The organism is Cobetia sp. UIB-001 (genome assembly GCF_044789135.1).
In the GTDB taxonomy this organism is placed as follows: Bacteria; Pseudomonadota; Gammaproteobacteria; order Pseudomonadales; family Halomonadaceae; genus Cobetia; species Cobetia amphilecti.
Genome location: NZ_CP058244.1, coordinates 975,549 through 994,826, shown reverse-complemented (window position 1 = coordinate 994,826; position 19,278 = coordinate 975,549). Strand labels below are relative to the sequence as shown.

At 63.9% G+C, this 19,278-nt stretch carries 18 protein-coding genes; 1 reads left to right on the top strand and 17 read right to left on the bottom strand.

The annotated features are described in order from the left end of the window. Positions 1-6: 6 nt before the first annotated feature. From HA399_RS04230 to HA399_RS04210, 5 genes are all read right to left on the bottom strand, one after another. Positions 7-714, bottom strand: coding sequence for a prephenate dehydratase domain-containing protein (locus tag HA399_RS04230; protein ID WP_404326167.1), 708 nt, complete (start codon positions 712-714; stop codon positions 7-9). 95 nt (positions 715-809) lie between these two features. Continuing rightward, entirely contained in the window at positions 810-1,562 is a 753-nt protein-coding gene (locus HA399_RS04225; protein WP_404326166.1) for an SDR family oxidoreductase, read from the bottom strand. A gap of 212 nt (positions 1,563-1,774) precedes the next feature. Beyond that, positions 1,775-2,326 carry a lactoylglutathione lyase gene (gloA, locus tag HA399_RS04220; RefSeq protein ID WP_404326165.1) on the bottom strand — a complete coding sequence of 184 codons (552 nt, stop codon included), beginning with the start codon at positions 2,324-2,326 and terminating at the stop codon, positions 1,775-1,777. Positions 2,327-2,444: 118 nt separating this feature from the next. Then, positions 2,445-4,277, bottom strand: a complete 1,833-nt coding sequence (gene oadA / locus HA399_RS04215) for a sodium-extruding oxaloacetate decarboxylase subunit alpha (protein WP_404326164.1) — start codon at positions 4,275-4,277, stop codon at positions 2,445-2,447. Between the two features lie 83 nt (positions 4,278-4,360). Beyond that, positions 4,361-5,776, bottom strand: coding sequence for an acetyl-CoA carboxylase biotin carboxylase subunit (locus HA399_RS04210; RefSeq protein ID WP_043331944.1), 1,416 nt, complete (start codon positions 5,774-5,776; stop codon positions 4,361-4,363). A 193-nt stretch (positions 5,777-5,969) separates the two neighbouring features. On the opposite strand from HA399_RS04210, the gene HA399_RS04205 reads away from it, so the two are divergent. Then, the gene (locus tag HA399_RS04205) at positions 5,970-6,959 is read left to right on the top strand and encodes a LysR substrate-binding domain-containing protein (RefSeq protein WP_404326162.1); all 990 of its coding nucleotides are present in this window, start codon (positions 5,970-5,972) and stop codon (positions 6,957-6,959) included. A 104-nt stretch (positions 6,960-7,063) separates the two neighbouring features. On the opposite strand, the gene lipA is transcribed toward HA399_RS04205, so the two are convergent. From lipA to HA399_RS04145, 12 genes are all read right to left on the bottom strand, one after another. Continuing rightward, the gene (gene lipA / locus HA399_RS04200) at positions 7,064-8,056 is read right to left on the bottom strand and encodes a lipoyl synthase (RefSeq protein WP_052384342.1); all 993 of its coding nucleotides are present in this window, start codon (positions 8,054-8,056) and stop codon (positions 7,064-7,066) included. Further along, positions 8,056-8,781, bottom strand: coding sequence for a lipoyl(octanoyl) transferase LipB (lipB, locus tag HA399_RS04195; protein WP_082388119.1), 726 nt, complete (start codon positions 8,779-8,781; stop codon positions 8,056-8,058). The genes lipA and lipB overlap by 1 nt, the downstream gene beginning before the upstream one ends. Before the next feature lie 57 nt (positions 8,782-8,838). Next, the gene (locus HA399_RS04190) at positions 8,839-9,126 is read right to left on the bottom strand and encodes a YbeD family protein (protein WP_043331948.1); all 288 of its coding nucleotides are present in this window, start codon (positions 9,124-9,126) and stop codon (positions 8,839-8,841) included. A 196-nt stretch (positions 9,127-9,322) separates the two neighbouring features. Next, positions 9,323-10,525: a D-alanyl-D-alanine carboxypeptidase family protein gene (locus HA399_RS04185; protein ID WP_225347667.1), complete on the bottom strand. Its 1,203-nt coding sequence runs from the start codon at positions 10,523-10,525 to the stop codon at positions 9,323-9,325. A gap of 102 nt (positions 10,526-10,627) precedes the next feature. After that, complete coding sequence (locus tag HA399_RS04180) at positions 10,628-11,659, bottom strand: septal ring lytic transglycosylase RlpA family protein (RefSeq protein ID WP_404326161.1); 1,032 nt, start codon at positions 11,657-11,659, stop codon at positions 10,628-10,630. Then, positions 11,656-12,699, bottom strand: coding sequence for a lytic murein transglycosylase B (mltB, locus tag HA399_RS04175; RefSeq protein ID WP_404326159.1), 1,044 nt, complete (start codon positions 12,697-12,699; stop codon positions 11,656-11,658). Before mltB ends, HA399_RS04180 begins: the two co-directional genes overlap by 4 nt. 71 nt (positions 12,700-12,770) lie before the next feature. Next, positions 12,771-13,919: a rod shape-determining protein RodA gene (gene rodA / locus HA399_RS04170; protein WP_043331958.1), complete on the bottom strand. Its 1,149-nt coding sequence runs from the start codon at positions 13,917-13,919 to the stop codon at positions 12,771-12,773. Continuing rightward, entirely contained in the window at positions 13,909-15,855 is a 1,947-nt protein-coding gene (gene mrdA / locus HA399_RS04165; protein WP_279836410.1) for a penicillin-binding protein 2, read from the bottom strand. The genes rodA and mrdA overlap by 11 nt, the downstream gene beginning before the upstream one ends. Before the next feature lie 42 nt (positions 15,856-15,897). Further along, positions 15,898-16,365, bottom strand: a complete 468-nt coding sequence (rlmH, locus tag HA399_RS04160; RefSeq protein ID WP_043331959.1) for a 23S rRNA (pseudouridine(1915)-N(3))-methyltransferase RlmH — start codon at positions 16,363-16,365, stop codon at positions 15,898-15,900. Positions 16,366-16,515: 150 nt separating this feature from the next. Continuing rightward, positions 16,516-16,875: a ribosome silencing factor gene (gene rsfS, locus HA399_RS04155; RefSeq protein WP_043331961.1), complete on the bottom strand. Its 360-nt coding sequence runs from the start codon at positions 16,873-16,875 to the stop codon at positions 16,516-16,518. Positions 16,876-17,071: 196 nt separating this feature from the next. After that, on the bottom strand, positions 17,072-17,707 hold the full coding sequence (gene nadD, locus HA399_RS04150; protein ID WP_107336631.1) for a nicotinate-nucleotide adenylyltransferase: 636 nt from the start codon (positions 17,705-17,707) through the stop codon (positions 17,072-17,074). Positions 17,708-17,946: 239 nt separating this feature from the next. Further along, entirely contained in the window at positions 17,947-19,230 is a 1,284-nt protein-coding gene (locus HA399_RS04145; protein ID WP_404326157.1) for a glutamate-5-semialdehyde dehydrogenase, read from the bottom strand. Positions 19,231-19,278: the final 48 nt, after the last annotated feature.

Genomic DNA, 19,278 nt, shown 5'->3' with positions numbered 1-19,278 from the left:
CGAGCCTCACCCGGTGGGCTCGCTGGCACCGGACAGCACGGCGTTTCCCGGCCCTTCATCCACCGTGGCATCACAGGAAAAGCATTGGCCGCGCACCCGCGCGTGATCACGCCTCAGCACCGCGAATTGCGCCACACGCCCGGGGTCATCCTCGATGCGCTGCGCGAGGCACACAAGCCCCGGGCGGCGCGCCAGCGATGGCGGCGCGATGGCCAGCGTATCGCTGCGACTCTCTGCCATGTCCAGCGCATCCGCCATGTGCAGACACTCCACCCGCTCGACCTCCGGCAGGTTCTGCTGCAGCCAGGCATCGCACTCTTCGAACAGGGCCTCGCGTGCCACGATACGCCTCACCGCCGACGGCGAAGCCCCGGGCGGCCCCAGCAGACTGAGACTGATGGCACGGAATACGCGCCGCTCGACGCAGATGCCCGTCCAGAAGGCCAGCGCCTGATGCGTGGTGCGCACCGGACGCTGATGCCCACGCGACCAGGGCACCACGGCGGTATCGATCTCGCCTTCCGCCAGCGCCCTGATGACCTCGTCGATGCCTGCGTAAGCCTTGAGCTGGGCGTCGTTGGCATAGAGCTTGAGCGCGCACTCGCGCGAGTACCCCCCAAGGTGCCCGGGATAGCCCACGCGCAAACCATCGGGAGCCGGGATCACGCCCTGCGGCGAGATATCGCCGTGGACTTCGCTAGCTGTCACCTTCATACCAGCCCCTCATGCCAATGTCTGAACAAACCTCATCCTGACAACAGCATAGCCGCAAACATGGGCGTTGTTAGGCAAAACCCACCTCGGTGACCTCAGGCAAAGCCGCCATTGGCACCGATGACCTGGCCACTCACCCAGCCGGCATCTTCGCTGGCAAGCCAGGCCACCACGGCTGCGACATCCTGCGGGTCCGCAATGCGCCCCAGCGCCGCCATGCCCTTGAGGCGCTCGATGGTCTCTTCACTCTTGCCGTGACGAAACAGGCCGGTGTCCGTCGGGCCCGGCGCCACGGCATTGACCGTGATGCCTCGCTCGCCGACTTCCTTGGCCAGCACCCGCGTCAGCTGGTCCACCGCGGCCTTGGAAGCCGCATAGGGCCCGTAGGTCGCGAACATCTGCCGCGTCACCGAGGTGGACATGTTGATCACGCGTCCGCCATCGCGCAGATGCCGCGCCGCCTCACGCATCAGATTGAAGGAGCCGGTCATATTGGCCTGCATCAGGTTGGCGAAGTCGTCATCCGTGAAATCGGCGATGGGCTTGTAGATGCTCATGCCGGCATTGTTGACCAGGATATCCACCCCGCCGTACACGCGCCGGGCTTCGGTGAACAATTGTGCCGCGTCGCTGCTGACACCGACATCGGTCTGAACGGCGATCGCCTTGCCGCCCCGCGACTCGATATCCGTCACGACCTGCAAGGCACCATCACTGTCGCTGCGATAGTTGACGACGACGTGAGCGCCGTCCGCCGCCAGGCGCTGCGCGATCCCGGCGCCGATCCCGCGTGAAGCCCCACTGACTACCGCCACCTTGCCGCTCAACCGCTGTGCATTCTCCGACATAGCTGTCTCCTCTTTCGTCATGGGCGATCGATCTCAAGGGCCATCCATCTCAAGGGCGATCAATAATGAGCGCCTTGCGAGTGTCAGTCAGACATCATCATTGCAGCAAGCGAATGCCGCTGACACCCCTGCAACGCGGGGTTTCGCATAAACGAAAAACCGCCACCCCGGGCATGCCGGCGGTGGCGGTTCTTTTACAGCGGCGGCCTGCCTCAGGCTTCGCCGTTGGCCTGACGCTCGAAGGTATCGGCGCGCAGGATCTCGATCCAGTAACCATCGGGGTCCTTCACGAAGGCCAGACCCTTCATCTTGCCATCGTCGGGGCGCTTGACGAACTCGACGTCCAGCGACTCGAAACGCTCGGCAGCCGCATAGACATCCGGCACGCTGACCCCGATATGGCCGAAGCCCTGCGGTTGGGCGTTGCCGTCATGGTAGGCGAAGTCCGAGTCATTCTCGGTGCCCCAGTTATGGGTCAGCTCCAGCATCGCCTCACGCCCGAAGGTGTAGGTAGTGCGCTTCAGGTCATCACTGGGCACTTCACTGGCCTGGTCGTCATCCAGATAGGCGAGGAAATAGAGGCTGAACTGCATTTCCGGGAAGTCGAGCTTGCGTACCAGACGCATGCCCAGCACGCGGGTGTAGAAATCCAGGCTACGCTCGGGGTCCTTGATGCGCAGCATGGTCTGATTGAAGACGTAACCACGGGTGGCCGGGTCGATCTGCTCACTCAGGCCGGGAACCTGCTCGAAATGTGTTGCCATGTTGGTCCTTCCACAGGAAAGGACGGCAGAGCCTCGAAGATGCCCGGCCGCCCCTGGTGATCGTATAGCTGTCAGATGGTGACGGCGGCCAGATTTTGCAACCTCGCCGCCGCTGGCATCACGCGATCTCGATCAGCACTTCCCCCGGCGTGACACGATCGCCACGCGCGACATGAATGGCCTTGACGGTACCGTCGACACGCGCGGCGATCTCGGTCTCCATCTTCATCGCCTCACTGATCAGCACCGACTGGCCCGCGGTGACGCTGTCACCGACCGCGACCAGCACCTCGACGATGTTGCCCGGCATCGCGGTGGTGACATGGCCCGGCGCAGAGGCGCTGGCACGTCCGCCGCTCTGGCCGCCCGCCACGTAATCGTCCTTGGCCTCGAACACCACCTCTTCCGGCATGCCGTCCAGGGTCAGATAGACGTGACGCTTGCTGCCCTTGGCGCCGCCGACGCCGGTGATCTGCACCGCGTAGGACTCACCGTGCACGTCGATGACGAATTCGGTCGGCACGCCAGAGGTCACCGGGCGTTCCGCCTCGCCCTGGGGGATGATTTCCGGTGTGAGCGTGCCGGCGCGGCGCTCGTTGAGGAAGTCACGCCCCAGCTCCGGGAACATGGCGAAGGTCAGCACGTCCTCGGGGGACTCGGCCAGCTCGCCCAGCTCCTCGGTGAGACGCGTCATCTCCGGGGTGAGCAGGTCGGCCGGGCGCCCGACTTCCACCGGCGCGTTGCCGATGGCACGCGAGCGCACCTCTTCATTGACCGGTGCCGGCGCCTGACCATAGCCGCCCTGCAGATAGCGCTTCACCTCGTTGGTGATGCTCTTGTAGCGCTCGCCGGTCAGCACGTTGAGTACCGCCTGGGTGCCGACGATCTGCGAGGTCGGGGTGACCAGCGGCGGATAGCCGAGATCGGCACGCACACGCGGAATCTCATCGAACACCTCGCGGATGCGCTCCAGGGCGTTCTGCTCCTTCAGCTGGCTGGCCAGATTGGACATCATGCCGCCGGGGATCTGACTGATCTGGACCGAGACATCCTCACGGGTGAATTCACTCTCGAAGGCCGCATACTTGCTGCGCACCTCGTGGAAGTAATCGCCGATCTCGCGCAGCGACTCCAGCTCAAGGCCGGTATCCCACTGGGTGCCGCGCAGCGAGGCCACGAAGGATTCGGTGGCCGGATGGCTGGTGCCGCCGGCGAAGGCCGAGATACAGGTATCGATATGGCGACAGCCCGCCTCGACGGCCTTGATCTGGCATTGCGGCGCCAGGCCCGCCGTGGCGTGACTGTGCAGGTGGACCGGCACCTCGACCGCCTCGACCAGCGCGCTGACCAGGTCGTAGGTGGCATACGGCGTCAGCAGGCCAGCCATGTCCTTGATGGCGATGGAATCGGCCCCCATCTCGACCAGCTTGCGCGCCTGCTCGACGTACATCTCCAGCGTATGCACCGGGCTTACGGTGTAGCAGATGGTGCCCTGGGCGTGCTTGCCGGCCTTCTTGACCGCACGCATGGCGGTTTCCATGTTGCGCAGGTCATTCAGGGCATCGAAGACACGGAAGATATCGATGCCACCTGCCGCGGCGCGCTCGACGAAGGCCTCCACCACATCATCGGCGTAGTGACGATAGCCGAGCAGGTTCTGGCCGCGCAGCAGCATCTGCAGCGGGGTATTGGGCATGGCTTCCTTGAGCGCCTTCAGACGCGCCCAGGGGTCTTCCTTCAAAAAACGCACGCAGGCATCGAAGGTCGCGCCGCCCCACACTTCGAGACTGTAGAAACCGGCCTGATCGAGGCGCGCGGCAATCGGCAGCATGTCCTCGGTGCGCATGCGGGTCGCGATCAACGACTGGTGGCCATCGCGCAGCACGACTTCGGTGACCTTGACGCGCTCGGCGTGATCGACGGCGGGGGTGTTGGGGGTTGCAGCTGTCATGTCTGGGGTCCTTCTAATTGTTGGCTACGTGAACCGGGGGAAGCTCAGGGAAGATTCACGACATCAGGGGCATCAGGTGCGCATCAGAGACCGGCGTGGGCCGCGATGGCCGCCGCGATCGCCAGCGCTGTCTGTTCCGGCAGGCGCTTGACCGAGTACTGGGTCAATTCCGGGTGGGCGGCCACGAAGCCGGTATCGAAGTGCGCGTTGCGGAAATCAGGGTGCTTGAGGATTTCCTGATAGTAAGGCGCCGTGGTCTTGACGCCCTGCAGACGCATGTCATTGAGGGCACGTGAACCACGATTGATGACCTCTTCCCAGGTCAGCCCCCACACGATGAGCTTCAGACACATGGAATCGAAATACGGCGGGATGGTGTAGCCGGTATAGATCGCGGTATCGGTACGCACGCCAGGCCCGCCCGGCGCGTAGTAGCGCGTGATGCGTCCGAAGCTTGGCAGGAAGTCGTTCTTGGGGTCCTCGGCGTTGATGCGGAACTGGATCGCATAGCCGTGATGGCGAATGTCTTCCTGGCGAAAGGCCAGCTTGTGGCCCCAGGCGATGCGGATCTGCTCGCGCACGATGTCCACGCCGGTGATGGCCTCGCTGATGGTGTGCTCCACCTGCACGCGAGTGTTCATCTCCATGAAGTAGATCTCGTTGCCCTTGACCAGAAACTCCACGGTACCGGCGTTGCGATAGCCGACGGCGCGGGCGGCGCGAACCGCCATCTCACCGACGTAGGAGCGCTGCTCCGGTGTCAGTTGCGGACTGGGGGCGATCTCGATCAGCTTCTGGTTGCGACGCTGGATGGAGCAGTCACGCTCGAACAGATGAATCACGTTGTCGTGATTGTCGGCCAGGATCTGCACCTCGATATGCAGCGGGTCGACCACGCAACGCTCGAGGAACACATCGGCACTGCCGAAGGCCTTGGTGGCTTCCGAGATCACGCGCCCCCAGGCCTGCTCGAGCTGATGAGCATCATCACAACGCCGGATACCGCGCCCCCCACCGCCTGAGGTAGCCTTGAGCATGACGGGGTAGCCGACCTGCTCGGCGACACTCAGCGCTTCCTCGACATCGGCCAGATTGCCGGCCGAGCCCGGCGTCACCGGCACGCCGGCCGCCTTCATGGCATCGCGGGCCTGGGTCTTGTCACCCATGCGGGCGATGACACTGCTGGCAGGCCCCACGAAGGCGATTCCCGCCGCTTCACAGATGGCCGCGAATTCGGCGTTCTCCGACAGGAATCCGTAACCCGGATGGATGGCGTCACAGCCGGTCTCGCGCGCGAGATCGACCAGGCGGCGGGCATCCAGATAGCCGGCCAGCGGGTCTTCGCCGATGAAATGCGCTTCATCGGCGCGTTTGACGTGCAAGGAGAAACGATCAGGTTCGGTGTAGACAGCGACTGAGCGGATGTCCATCTCGGCACAGGCGCGTACAATGCGCACTGCGATTTCCCCTCGGTTGGCAATCAGCAACTTGCGAAACATGGTGACTCTCCCGGACGTGACGCGTGATCTTGTTGTGGTGCTCTGGTCGTGCGCTTGTCATTGACCGCCAGACGCGACAACGGCGCTGACAGACACGAGGTAGCATGCGTTCCACGCTACCCAGCGAGAGACCAATAGAAAAGTTGATATTTTTTTGCCAATCTATAAGTAAAACCTTATGACTGGGTGTGTCATGTCGCGTCCAAACTTGTTGAATCGCTTAACTTTCAGACAGTTACAGGTGTTCCAAGCGGTTCATCGCCAACAGTCCTACTCCCGTGCGGCCGAGCAACTTGGCCTGACGCAACCCGCCGTCAGTGCCCAGATTCGTCAATTGGAGCAGGCACTCGAGCAATCGCTGTTCAAATATGCCGGCAAGACGCTGCATATCCTGCCGGCGGCTGACGCCCTGGCGAACTCGGTGCAGTCGATCTTCGGCGAGGTCTCGAGCCTGCAGATGGAGCTGTCGGAGATCGCCGGCACCATCCGCGGTGAGCTCAATCTGGCCGCCGTGTCCACCGCTCAGTACGTGGTGCCGCATATTCTGGCGCGCTTTCGAGCGCGGTATCCGGAAGTCTCGGTGCGCCTGCGCGTCTGCAATCGCGGTCAGGCGCTCGAGCGCCTCGCCGAGCGGCGCGATGATCTGGTGATCATGGGCATGGTGCCGGATGACGCCAACCTCGCCTTCATGCCGATTCTCGACAACGAGCTGATCCCCGTCGTCTGGCCCGGTCATCCGCTGCTGGAGGTCAAGGGCATCACGCTGGAAGACCTCGCGCAGTACTACATGCTGATGCGTGAACCCGGTTCCGGCACACGCACCGCCTTCGAGGAGTTTGCTGCCCGTGAGCGCGTCTCACTGCCACATACGCTGGAGCTCGGCTCCAACGAAGCCATCAAGCAGGGAGTGATGGCACATCTTGGCGTGGCGATACTGCCGAGGCTGGCGGTGCAGCTCGAGCTGGCCTCGGGACTGCTGGCCTCGCCTTCGCTGCCGGGCTTCCCGCTCCGGCGCAGCTGGTGCACCGTCTACCCCAAGGACCGCTACCCCACGCCGGTCACCGAGCTGTTCCTGCGCTTCGTGCGCGAGCTGCTGCCGGAGCTCAATGCTCACTTCAGCGCGCCGATGGAGCCCATCCCCGGGCACAGCGTGGCCTGCCTGCCGCTGGCGACCGAGCAATGAACATAGCGACCTGATGGCGCAAGCCACATGAAAAAACCGCCATGGAGACAAGCTCCATGGCGGTTTTTTCGTTCAGGCAACTGACGGCATGTCAGCAGTGCAGCTTACTTCACTTCCACACCGTGCGCCTGCTTGTCGGCGTGGTAGGAAGAGCGCACCAGCGGGCCGGAGGCGACATGCGAGAAGCCCATCTCGCGCGCCTTCTGGCCGAGCCAATCGAAGGTGTCCGGGTGCACCCAGCGGTCGATGGGCAGGTGGTTGCGCGACGGCTGCATGTACTGACCCAGGGTCAGCATGTCGACACCGTGGTTGCGCAGGTCCTGCATGACTTCGAGCACCTGCTCGTCAGTCTCGCCGACACCCAGCATCAGACCGGACTTGGTCTTCACTTCCGGACGACGCTCCTTGTAGCCCTTGAGCAGATCAAGTGACCACTGGTAGTCGGCACCCGGACGCACGCGACGGTAAAGGCTCGGCACGGTTTCCAGGTTGTGGTTGAAGACGTCCGGCGGCGTCTGCTCGAGCACGTCCAGCGCGACCTGCATGCGGCCACGGAAGTCCGGTACCAGCACTTCGATCTCGGTGCCGTCGCACTTCTCGCGAATCTCGCGGATGCACTCGGCGATGTGGTTGGAGCCACCGTCGCGCAGGTCATCACGGTCGACGGAGGTCACGACGACGTAATTCAGGCGCATCTCGGCGATGGCCTCGGCCAGCTCGCGCGGCTCGTCGGCGTTCAGCGCGTTGGGGCGACCGTGCGCCACGTCGCAGAACGGGCAACGACGGGTGCAGATGTCACCCATGATCATGAAGGTCGCGGTGCCGCCGCTGAAGCACTCACCCAGGTTCGGGCAGGAGGCTTCTTCACAGACCGTGTGCAGGCCGTGCTTGCGCAGCGTCTGCTTGATGCGCGTGACTTCCGGCGAGGCCGGCATGCGCACACGCAGCCAGTCCGGCTTCTTGGGCAAGGTCTCGGTGGGAATCACCTTGACCGGAATGCGGGCAACCTTCTCGGCGCCGCGCAGCTTCACGCCACGCTCCTTGCGGGCAGGAGCAGCGGAGGGAGCGGGCTTCGTGGTAGCGATGGTCTCGGTCATCAGTTCTGTCCTGCTGTTCGAGAAATGTCAGCCAGTGCCGCGGGCAGGCCGCTCACCGGAGTCAGGGTCACATCGCCCAGGCTTGCGCCCAGACAACGCACCAGGCGGTCACGCTCGCTGGCAAGATCCACCGGTGCGCGAACGAGATCGCGCAGCTGGGTCATCGCCATGCCGGCATAGCCGCAGGGATTGATGCGCCCGAAGGGCGCGAGGTCCATGTCCAGATTGATCGCCACACCATGGAAACTGCAACCACGCCGGATGCGCAGTCCCAGCGAGGCGATCTTGGCCTCTTCCATCGAACGACGCGGGTCATCGCCACGCTGCGCCGACTTCTTCACATAGACGCCAGGCGCGTCCGGACGCGGATAGGCCTCGATGCCATGCTCGGCCATCGCCGCCACCACCGTCTCTTCCAGCGCCGTCACCAGTTGGCGAACGCCGATGCCGCCTCGCTTGACGTTGAGCAGCGGGTAGAGCACCAGCTGGCCGGGCCCATGATAGGTCACCTGGCCGCCACGGTCGGTCTGCACCACCGGAATGTCGCCCGGCATCAACAGATGCTCCGGCTTGCCCGCCTGGCCCTGGGTAAAGACCGGCGGGTGCTCCACCACCCACAGCTCGTCCGGCGCATCGGCCGCACGCGTATCGGTGAAGTGGCGCATGGCCGACCACACCTCATCATAGGCCTTGAGGCCGAGGTGGTAGACGTGAATCGTGTTCATGCATGCGCTCCTGTCATCAAGGCGCAAGACAAGGAAATCCAGCGTTTCATGCCTGGATCACAGCACCATATGGATGCGACCGGTGGCCTTGAGGTCACGGTGCAGCGCATCCAGCTGATCGGTACCGGTAGCACGGATCACCACACGGATGCTGCGGTAGTTGCCGTTCTTGCTGTCCTGCCAGGTGATGGCCGTCGCATCGAAGCCCGGCGCATGCACTTCCAGGATATTGCAGACCACTTCGACGAGATCTTCTGCGGCGGTGCCGACGATCTTGAGGGAGAAATCACACGGGAATTCAATCTTCGGGGGCGTCTGCCCACCAGCTGCTGGCGTCTTGGCCATGGGGATAGCCCTTCAGGTAACTCTATTTCCGACCATTCTACTCAACAAAGGGCGATCCGTCAGCCGGATCGCCCTTTGTTGAGTACACGACCGCGATATTCAGGGGCGCGCGCCTGGCACCGCCAGCACGCGCGCCCCACTGCCATCACTGAATCATGTCATCGGCCGCGTCACTTCGCACAGCCAGACGACTGACTCAGTTGAACAGGCCGTGGAAGAACAGCATCAGGGCATCCCACAGACGCTTGAACAGGCCGCCCTGCTCCACCGGCTCCAGTGCGACCAGAGGTTCTTCGGCCAGCACCTTGTCGTCCAGCTTGATCTGCAGGGTACCGTACTGCTCGCCGGCCTGAACCGGGGCCTTGATGGTGTCCTTGAGATCAAGACGCGCGGTCAGCTTGTCAGCCTGACCACTCGGCACGGTCAGGAAGACGTCCTGAGCCATGCCCAGACGCACCTGGTCCTTCTCGCCACCCCAGACACGCGCCTGGTTGAGCACCGCGCCCTTGTCATAGAGCTTCTTGCTCTCGAAATAGCGGAAGCCATAGGTCAACAGCTTCTGGGATTCCTGCGCACGCGCCTCTTCGGACTTGGTACCCATCACGACACTGATCAGGCGGGTATCTTCCTTCTTGGCGGATGCCACCAGGCAGTAGCCGGCTTCTTCGGTGTGGCCGGTCTTCAGGCCATCGACATCCTTGTCACGCCACAGCAGCTTGTTGCGGTTCGGCTGCTTGATGCCATTCCAGGTGAAGTACTTCTGGGAATAGATCTCGTAGTGATCCGGGTAGTCCTTGATGATGCGACGCGCCAGAATCGCCAGGTCGTGCGCCGTGGAGTAATGCTCCGCGTGCGGCAGGCCAGTGGCGTTCATGTAGTGGGTGTTCTTCATGCCCAGACGCTTGGCGTGCTGGTTCATCAAGTCGGCGAAGGAACCTTCGCTGCCGCCGATACGCTCGGCCAGCGCGACGCTGGCATCATTGCCGGACTGGATGATGACACCGTGCAGCAGGTCATCGACGGTGACACTGGTGCCTTCGCGGATGAACATGCGCGAGCCACCCGTCTTCCAGGCATTGACGCTGATACGGACCTTCTCGTCCGGGCTCAGCTTGCCGTCGTCCATCTCGCTCTCGACCAGATAGGCCGTCATCATCTTGGTCAGACTGGCCGGCGGCAGGCGCTTGTCGGCATTGTGCTCGACCAGGATGCGCCCGGAATTGGCGTCCATCAGGATCCAGGAAGATGCCGCCAGCTGCGGCGCCGCCGGTATCAGGGTATCCGTCTCGATGGCTTGGGCCGGGGTGGCGGCAACGCCTGCGAACAGCGCAATGCCGCTGGCCGCCATCAGCGCGGAGAATCGACGCCGAAGAGGAAGAAGTCGGGCTTTCAGGGACATGTTGGAATCTCTTTGACACTCATGCATAAGCCGAGGCTTACGCCTCGGCCAGGTTGCGCCTCTTCACGAAGCGCATGATGGATGAAAACGGGCCTGCGGCCCTTATCGCTCTGCCGTGACGCTGAAGGCCCCGGCATAGCCAGCATCGGCCAGCGCCGACTTGAGCGATTCAATACGGACATTGTCTTCCAGCGGGCCGACCTGAACCTTGTAGAGGTCGCCGCTGCCCAGCACGCGAGTCGGTCGTCCCAGACGGGAGCTGACACTGGCACGAATGCTGTCGGCCTTGCTCAGATCACTGACCGCCGCGACCTGCAGGAAGGCAGCTTCCCCGTTCGCCACGGAGGACGTGCTGCTCGGCGCAGCAGAGGCTACCACGGGCTTGGCGGCAACGCTCGCGCCGGAAGCGCTCGAGGCCACGGAACCGCTGGTTGCCTGCATCGCGTCAAGCCCGGCAATGCCCTGCTCGCGGCGTACCGCCTGGCTGCGCGCCAGCAGACGCTCGGACTCTGCCGTGCCCTGGGTCGGACTCGGGCCCGGCTTCCAGGTCGTGGCGTCGAGGGTCTCGACACGCACATGCCCGGTGCCATGGCCCAGCATGTCCAGTCGCCACGCCGCGCTGTAGGACAGGTCGATCAGGCGGTCTTCATGGAAGGGGCCGCGGTCGTTGACCTTGACGATGACCTGCTTGCCGTTGTCCAGATTGGTGACACGCGCATAGGTCGGCAATGGCAGCGACTTGTGGGCCGCCGTCATGGTGTACATGTCATAGATCTCGCCACTGGCGGTGGCGTAGCCATGAAACTTCTTGCCATACCAGGAAGCAGTGCCCTCGGCCACGTAACCGCGCGGATCATCCATCACGTGATAGGTCTTGCCCCATACCTCGTACTCGCTGCGATTGCCGCTGCGGGTATAGGGTTCGACACGTGGCACCTCATCGGGCACCGCCGAGACATCCGGCGCATCATCGGGATAGGCATCGCTGTCCATCTCGTAGCGGCTGTTCTTGCCCGCCTTCTTGCCGGTGCTCGCCGAGGCACCATCACTGACCTGGGTGCCACCCCCACTGCTGGCACAGCCGGCCAGCAGGGCAAGCGCGAGGGTCAGCGGTAGCGCGCGTGACCAGCTCATCCCGCACCTCCGTCCTCGAGACGACGCTTGATCGCCCGGGAGAGCTCATCCACGGCCATCGCATACATGTGACTGTGGTTGTAGCGCGTGATGACGTAGAAGTTGTCGAAGCCGACGGCGTAGCGATAGCCCTGTTTCAGGTCCAGCGCCAACGGAATCACCTGGGTATTACCGGCCACGTCGTCTGCCACCTGGACACCGGCCGCCTCGAGCGCGGAAACGCTCATGTACGGCTTTTTCGTCTTGTTGAAGTTGACGGAGGACGGCGGCGTCCCGGGGCCATCCGCGGCGCTGACCACCGGCGCACCGGCCTTCCAGCCATGACGCGCGAAGTAGTTGCCGACGCTGCCGATGGCATCGACCGGGTTGTGCCACAGATCACGCACGCCATCGCCATCGAAATCGACCGCATAGGCCTGATAGCTGGTCGGGATGAACTGCGGATAGCCCATCGCGCCGGCGTAGGAGCCCTTGATGGAGAGCGGGTCGATGCCCTGCTCAATCGTCAGCTGCAGGAAGGCCGCCAGCTCGCCACGGAAGAACTTGCCGCGACGCGGGTGATCGAAGGCCAGCGTGGACAGTGAATCGATCACGCGGTGAGTGCCGGTGTGCTTGCCGAAGAAGGTCTCGACACCGATGATGGCGGCGATGACTTCCGGCGGCACGCCATACTCGGCCTGGGCGCGATCGAAGGTCTCACGATGCTCGGCGATGAACTTCACACCGGCTTCGATGCGTGATTGCTTCATGAAGATGGCGCGGTACTGGTCCCAGCGCAGATGACCTTCCGCCGGACGCGACATGGCATCCAGCACCTTCTGGCTGTAATCGGCCTGGTTCATCAGCTCGGTCACGCGATCGCGATCCAGCCCCTTGGCCACCAGCTCGTCGACCAGCTTGGCCGTTTCCGGGTGAGTCGCCGGGGCGAAGCCATCAGGCGCCGCCTTGGCCACGCCTGACATTCCCAGCAGCGGTGCCACCATCACCAGGGCTGCGCCCCAGTGCTTTAGACGTCGCCCACGCGCATTGATCACCGTCATCGACTCTCTCCTTGCCTGTCTGCGAGCTTGGGCTCGCGAATGTCCTTGCCACTCGGCAACTGGCCGCCACGTCATCGCGACAATAGGCGCCGGTGGGTATGAATGCTCATGAGAATACCGAAGCCTGCCAGCAAGGTCACGCTGGAGGTCCCACCATAACTGACCAGCGGCAACGGGACGCCAACGACCGGCAAGATACCCGATACCATGCCGATGTTGACGAAGACGTAGACGAAGAACGTCAGGATGATCGCGCCCCCCGTCAGCCGTGCAAAACTGTCCTGGCCATTGTTGGACATCACCAGCCCGCGCAGCACGATCAGCACATAGAGCCCCAGGAAGAAGCTCATGCCGATCAGGCCGAATTCCTCCCCGATGACCGCGACGATGAAGTCGGTATGGCGCTCCGGCAGAAACTCGAGCTGGGACTGGGTCCCCAGGGTATAGCCCTTGCCGAAGATGCCGCCCGAGCCGATGGCGGTCTTGGACTGGATGATGTTCCAGCCCGCACCGAGCGGGTCAGACTCCGGATTGAGGAATGTCAGCACACGGCGGCGTTGATAGTCGTGCATCACCATCCACAGAAGCGGCAATGCCGAGGCGATCAAGGCGCCGAAGAAGGCGATCAGCTTCCAGGAAAGCCCCGCCAGCAGGATCACGAACACGCCCGCCGCGGCGACCAGCAACGAGGTGCCGAGGTCCGGCTGGCGCGCGATCAGCAGCACCGGCGCGACGATGATCACGGCGCAGATGGCCAAGTCTCGCCAGCGAGGGGGCAGCGGGCGCTGCCCGAGCCAGCAGGCGACCATCATCGGCATCGCCAGCTTCATCAGCTCAGAGGGCTGAAAGCGCACCACCCCGGGGATGACCAGCCAGCGCTGGGCTCCCATGCCGACATCCCCCAGCACCTCCACCGCCACCAGCATCAGGAAGCCGGCGCCGTAGGCGACCGGCGCCCAGCGGTAAAGGGTCGCGGGTGACAGCTGGGCGAGCCCGATCATGATCACCAGTGCCAGCGCCTGGCGTGAGGCCTGGCGCAGCGTGAAATCGATATCCTGGCCGCTGGCGCTGTAGAGCACGATCAGCCCGCAGCCGAGCACGGCCAGCAGCAACAGCAACAGCCAGGGGTCGAGGTGGATACGCTCCCACAGGCTGGTGCGGCGGCGATGACTGAGATCGCCGCCTACACCACGCATCGAGCGCTGATAATCAGTCGGCATCGTTCTCTCCTTGCTCACCCTCGCCCGCCGGTGCCTCCGGGGGTGCCAGAGCGGCAGCCAGCGTGAGCGCCGCCTCACGCGCCTCCGGGTCAATGCGCGGCAACAGCCAGTAATCGGTGACGGCGCGTGCCATCGGGCCCGCCACGGAGCTGCCGCCCTGGCCGTTCTCGATCACCACGGAGACAGCAATCTCCGGGTGTTCGACCGGCGCAAAGGCAGCGAACAGGGCGTGGTCACGCAGACGCTCCGCGAGCTCCTTGCCGTTGTATTTCTGGTCCTGTCCGAGGGTGAAGACCTGGGCGGTACCGGACTTGCCGGCCATGCGGTACTTGAGGCCGGGCCCGACATACTTGCGCGCCGTGCCTTCTCGCCCGCTGACCACGTCTTCCAACGCTGCGATGACATCGTCCCACCACGCCGGATTGTCCAGCACCACATCCGGCTTTTCCTCGCTTCGGGGCAGCAACACCGTCTCGTCACCGATGCGCTTGGCCAGGTGAGGCGTCACGTGCCTGCCGCGATTGGCCAGCACGGCCTCCGCCGAGGCAAGCTGCAACGGCGTGGCAAGCCAGTAGCCCTGACCGATACCGATGGAGATGGTCTCGCCGGGGTACCAGGGCTTGTCGTAGCGATTGCGCTTCCATTCCTTGGACGGCATCAGGCCGGGCAGCGCGCCCTGCACGTCCAGCGCCGTCTGCTCACCGAAGCCGAACTTGTGCATGTACTCGCTGATGCGGTCGATCCCCAGGCGGTAGGCGACGTTGTAGAAGAAGGTGTCATTGGACACCGCAATGCCACGCCGCATGTTGACGCGCCCATGCCCCCAGCGCAGCCAGTTGCGATACTTGTGGCTGTCATTGGGCAGCTGGAAATAGCCGGGGTCGTAGAAGGTGGTGCTGGTGGTGATGGCACCGTTCTCCAGCCCCGCCAGCGACATGAAGGGCTTCACGGTCGAGGCCGGCGGGTACTGGCCGCGAATGGCACGATTGAACAGCGGCAGGTCGATATCATTCTGCAGCGCGCGATAGCTCTTGACGCTGATGCCGGTGACGAACTCATTGGAGTTGAAGCCCGGCACGGAGGCCATCGCCAGGATGTCGCCCGTCTTAGGCTCGATGGCCACGATGGCACCACGTCGCCCCTTGAGCAGCCGATAGGCGAGATCCTGCAGGCCGCGGTCGATGGTCAGCGTCAGGTCCTTGCCCGGCACCGGATCGATCCGCGACAGCTCACGCAGCACGCGGCCCCGTGCATTGGTTTCTACCTTGCGCAGGCCCGCCTGACCGTGCAGCTCCTCTTCATAGAAGCGCTCGATACCGGTCTTGCCGATGAAGTGGGTGCCCGAATAGTTGCCCTTGTCGAGGGTCTTGAGCTCGGCCTGATTGATGCGCCCCACATACCCCAGGGTATGCGACAGCGGCTTGGCGTCCGGGTAGTAGCGCAGCAGCTGCGCCTCGACCTCGACGCCGGGCAGGCGATAGCGATTGACGGCCAGACGCGCGATCTGCTCCTGGCTCAATTCACTCATCAACAGGGCGGGCTGATAGGGGCGTTGACGCTGACGCGAGCGTTCCTTGAAGTCTTCGACTTCATCGGGCGGCAGATCGAGAATCTCGACCAGGCGCTCAAGCGTCGTCTCGAGATCACCGGCGCGTTCGCGCACGATGGTGAGATTGTAGTTGGGACGATTTTCGGCGAGCAGCTGACCATTGCGGTCATAGATCAAGCCGCGCGTGGGCGGCAAGGGCTCGACACGCACACGGTTCTTGTCCGAGCGCGTCGTATAGATGTCGTGTTCCACGACCTGCAGGAAGAGCAGCCGCGCCAGCAGACACCCGGCCAGCACCAGCACAAGGCCGGCAGCCACGATGCTGCGAAGGCGAAAGATCCGCACTTCCTGTTGAGGATTCTTTATCGTCGCCCGGCGTTGGCGCATGGCGGGTCTCGCAACCAGTGTCGTGTCGCAAGCGGCAGGCGCTTACCGGTGATAGGGGTGCCCGACCAGCAATGTCCAGGCGCGGTAAAGCTGTTCCGCCAGCACGATGCGCACCAGGGGGTGCGGCAGCGTCAGTGCCGAGAGCGACCAGCGCTGATCGGCACGTGCCAGCAGGCGTGGGTCGAGCCCATCCGGACCACCGATGAGGATGGCCACGTCTCGCCCTCCCAGCCGCCAATCATCGGCATGCTGGGCAAGCTGCTCGGTACTCCAGGCCTTACCTAGGACATCAAGGGCGACAACATGTTCATTTCCCTTGAGTTTTTCAAGCATCCGGTCGCCTTCACTGGCCATGGCACGGGCGATGTCCGCATTCTTGCCGCGATTGCCGGGTGCCAGCTCGATGAACTCAAGCGAAAAATCCCGCGGCATGCGCTTGAGATATTCCCGGCTACCCTTCTCCACCCAGTCCGGCATCTTCTGCCCGACCGCCAAAACTCGGATCTTCATGTCCTGTCCTGTCCCGTGCTGTGTCAGAACGACGGGCAAGCCCGCAGTCCTTCCATCGGATACTCCCTGCCCGCGACATCGCGACCGGCAAGGACGTAACGCGCGGTTGGCATGCCCCGACGAGCAACCCGTCGGGTCAGGCTGGCAGGATCAGTGGCTCTGCTCGTACTCTTCACGCGTTTCGCGGGGCAGATCGCTCCACAGGCGCTCGAGGTCGTACAGGGCACGGGTTTCGGCCAGCATGACGTGGACGACGACATCGCCCAGATCCAGCAGCACCCAATCGGAGCCGTTGTCGCCTTCACAGCCCAGCGGCTTGACGCCGGCTTCTTTCACGGTGACCTGCACGTTGTTGGCCAGCGCGGAGATATGGCGGCTGGACGTACCGGTCGCGATCACCATCACATCGGTGACGCTGGTCAGCTTGGAGACATTGATCTCGCTGATTTCCTGGGCCTTGAGTTCTTCAAGGGCGTCGACAACCAGGTTTTTAAGAGCTTCGGTCTGCATGATTCCTCGGGAGTTTGTTCGGCAGGGGGCGCATTCTACCCGTTGGCGATGCGCGCGCCTATGGGCATCGTCATTTACTCGCCAAAGGGGCGCCACGCACGGCGATGCGGGATCGCGGCAGTGACGCCCCTCTCATGATGCCACGCTCGCACGCGACAAGACGTTCAGAGCCACAACGCTCAGCTCGATGATGAGCTCAGGTCGATGACGGACAATAGAGGCCATGCGCCTCGATATGACGGATTACCGCTTCCGGCAGCAGATAGCGCACGCTGTCACCCAGCGCGAGGCGCTCGCGCACGAAGGTGGCACTGATGGCCATGCGTGTCGGCAGCGACAGGCGCAACAGGTGGCCACCCGGGCGCGCCATCAAGGCCGCCACCGAGTCGACCTCGCGCCCCTGGATCAACGCTTCGAGCGCCCGGGGCAGCGGTGCATCATGGTCCGGCCGCTCGATCACCACCACATGGGCATCATCGAACAGACGATCGGCGGCATGCCACTCCCCGAGCTTGAGGAAGGCGTCATGGCCGATGGCCATCACCAGCCGCGCCTGCGGGCCATATTCGGCGCGCAGACTGGCCAGGGTGTCGGCACTGTAGGAGGGACCATCGCGCAGCAGCTCACGCCCATCGGCCTTGAGGCCCGGCTCTGCCTCTATCGCGGCTTCCAGCATCGCCAGCCGCTGGTCACTGCTGACGCCGGGCGCGGCGCGATGCGGCGGCTGATGCGAAGGCACCAGCAGCACATGGTCCAGCCCCAGCGCTTCGCGCAGCTCGATGGCACTGCGCAGATGGCCGTGATGGATGGGATCGAAGGTACCGCCGAGCATGGCGACACGCGGTACCGGGCCGAGGCAGCCCTCGAAGCCCGGCTCCGCTGCCGTGTCAGCCCTTGAACGCGAGTCATGTGCCGACTCGGTGCCGTGATGCACGGCCTCACGCTCCTGCGCGAGACCATCGGCATTCAAGGGGCGCTGGGTATCCTCCAGCGCCTCGGGCGACAGGGCCTGCTCGTTCGTCAAGGTCTGCGCGGACGCAACCTGACCATCAGCGGGTGAGACCTGGTCCTTCACTGGCGAATCTGCCCATCACCGAACACGATGTACTTGCGGGTCGTCAGTCCCTCAAGCCCGACCGGACCACGCGCATGCAGCTTGTCGGTGGAGATGCCGATCTCGGCACCCAGGCCATATTCGAAGCCATCGGCGAAGCGGGTGGAGGCGTTGACCATCACCGAGCTGGAATCGACTTCCGCCATGAAGCGGCGCGCCAGCGCATAGTTCTCGGTGATGATGGCCTCGGTGTGCCCGGAGCTGTGACGTTCGATATGCGCCATCGCCTCATCGACGCCATCCACGACGCGAATCGCCAGAATCGGCGCCAGGTATTCGGTGTCCCAGTCTTCCGCAGTGGCGGCCACGGCCTGCGGCAGCACTTCGCAGGTGCGCTCGCAACCGCGAATCTCGACCTCATGTGCCGCCAGACGCTCGGCGATACGCGGCAGGACCTCGGCGGCAACCGGCGCATCGACCAACAGAGTCTCCATGGTGTTGCAGGTGCCGTAGCGGTGGGTCTTGGCGTTCTCGGCGATCCGGACCGCCATCGCCAGGTCAGCCGTGGCATCGATATAGACGTGGCAGATGCCATCGAGGTGCTTGATGACCGGCACGCGCGCATCACGCGAGATACGCGAGATGAGGCTCTTGCCACCGCGCGGAATGATGACGTCGACGAACTCGGGCATCGCGATCAGCTCACCGACCGCGGCGCGATCCGTGGTGGCGACGACCTGCACTGCCGTGGCCGGCAGCTCGGAGAGCACCAACGCCTCGCTGATGATCTCGCTCAGCGCACGATTGCTGGACGCGGCCTCGGAGCCACCGCGCAGGATGCAGGCATTGCCGGACTTCAGGCACAGGCTGGCCGCCTCGATGGTCACATTGGGGCGTGACTCGAAGATGATGCCGATCACGCCCAACGGCACGCGCATGTGGCCGACCTGAATGCCGCTCGGACGCGAGCGCAGCCCATCGACCTCGCCGACCGGGTCCGGCAGCGCCGCGACCTGCTCGAGCCCTTCGATCATGCCGTCGATACGCGCCGGCGTCAGCGCAAGACGATCGACCATCGCCTCCGAGAGCCCATTGGCGCGTGCACGCGTCAGGTCCTCGGCATTGGCCTCTGCCAGTGTCTCGCGACGCTCATCGATCAGACGCGCCATGGTCTGCAGAGCACGATTCTTGATGCCGCTGTCGACGCGACGCATCACGACGCTTGCCGCGCGCGCTGCGTGCCCCAGACGATTCATGTACGCCACGACGTCCGTGGTGTCGTGCTTGCCCTGCTCACTCATGTGCCTAATCTCGCTGGTTGTCAGTGTCCACGTGCTCATTTCATCATC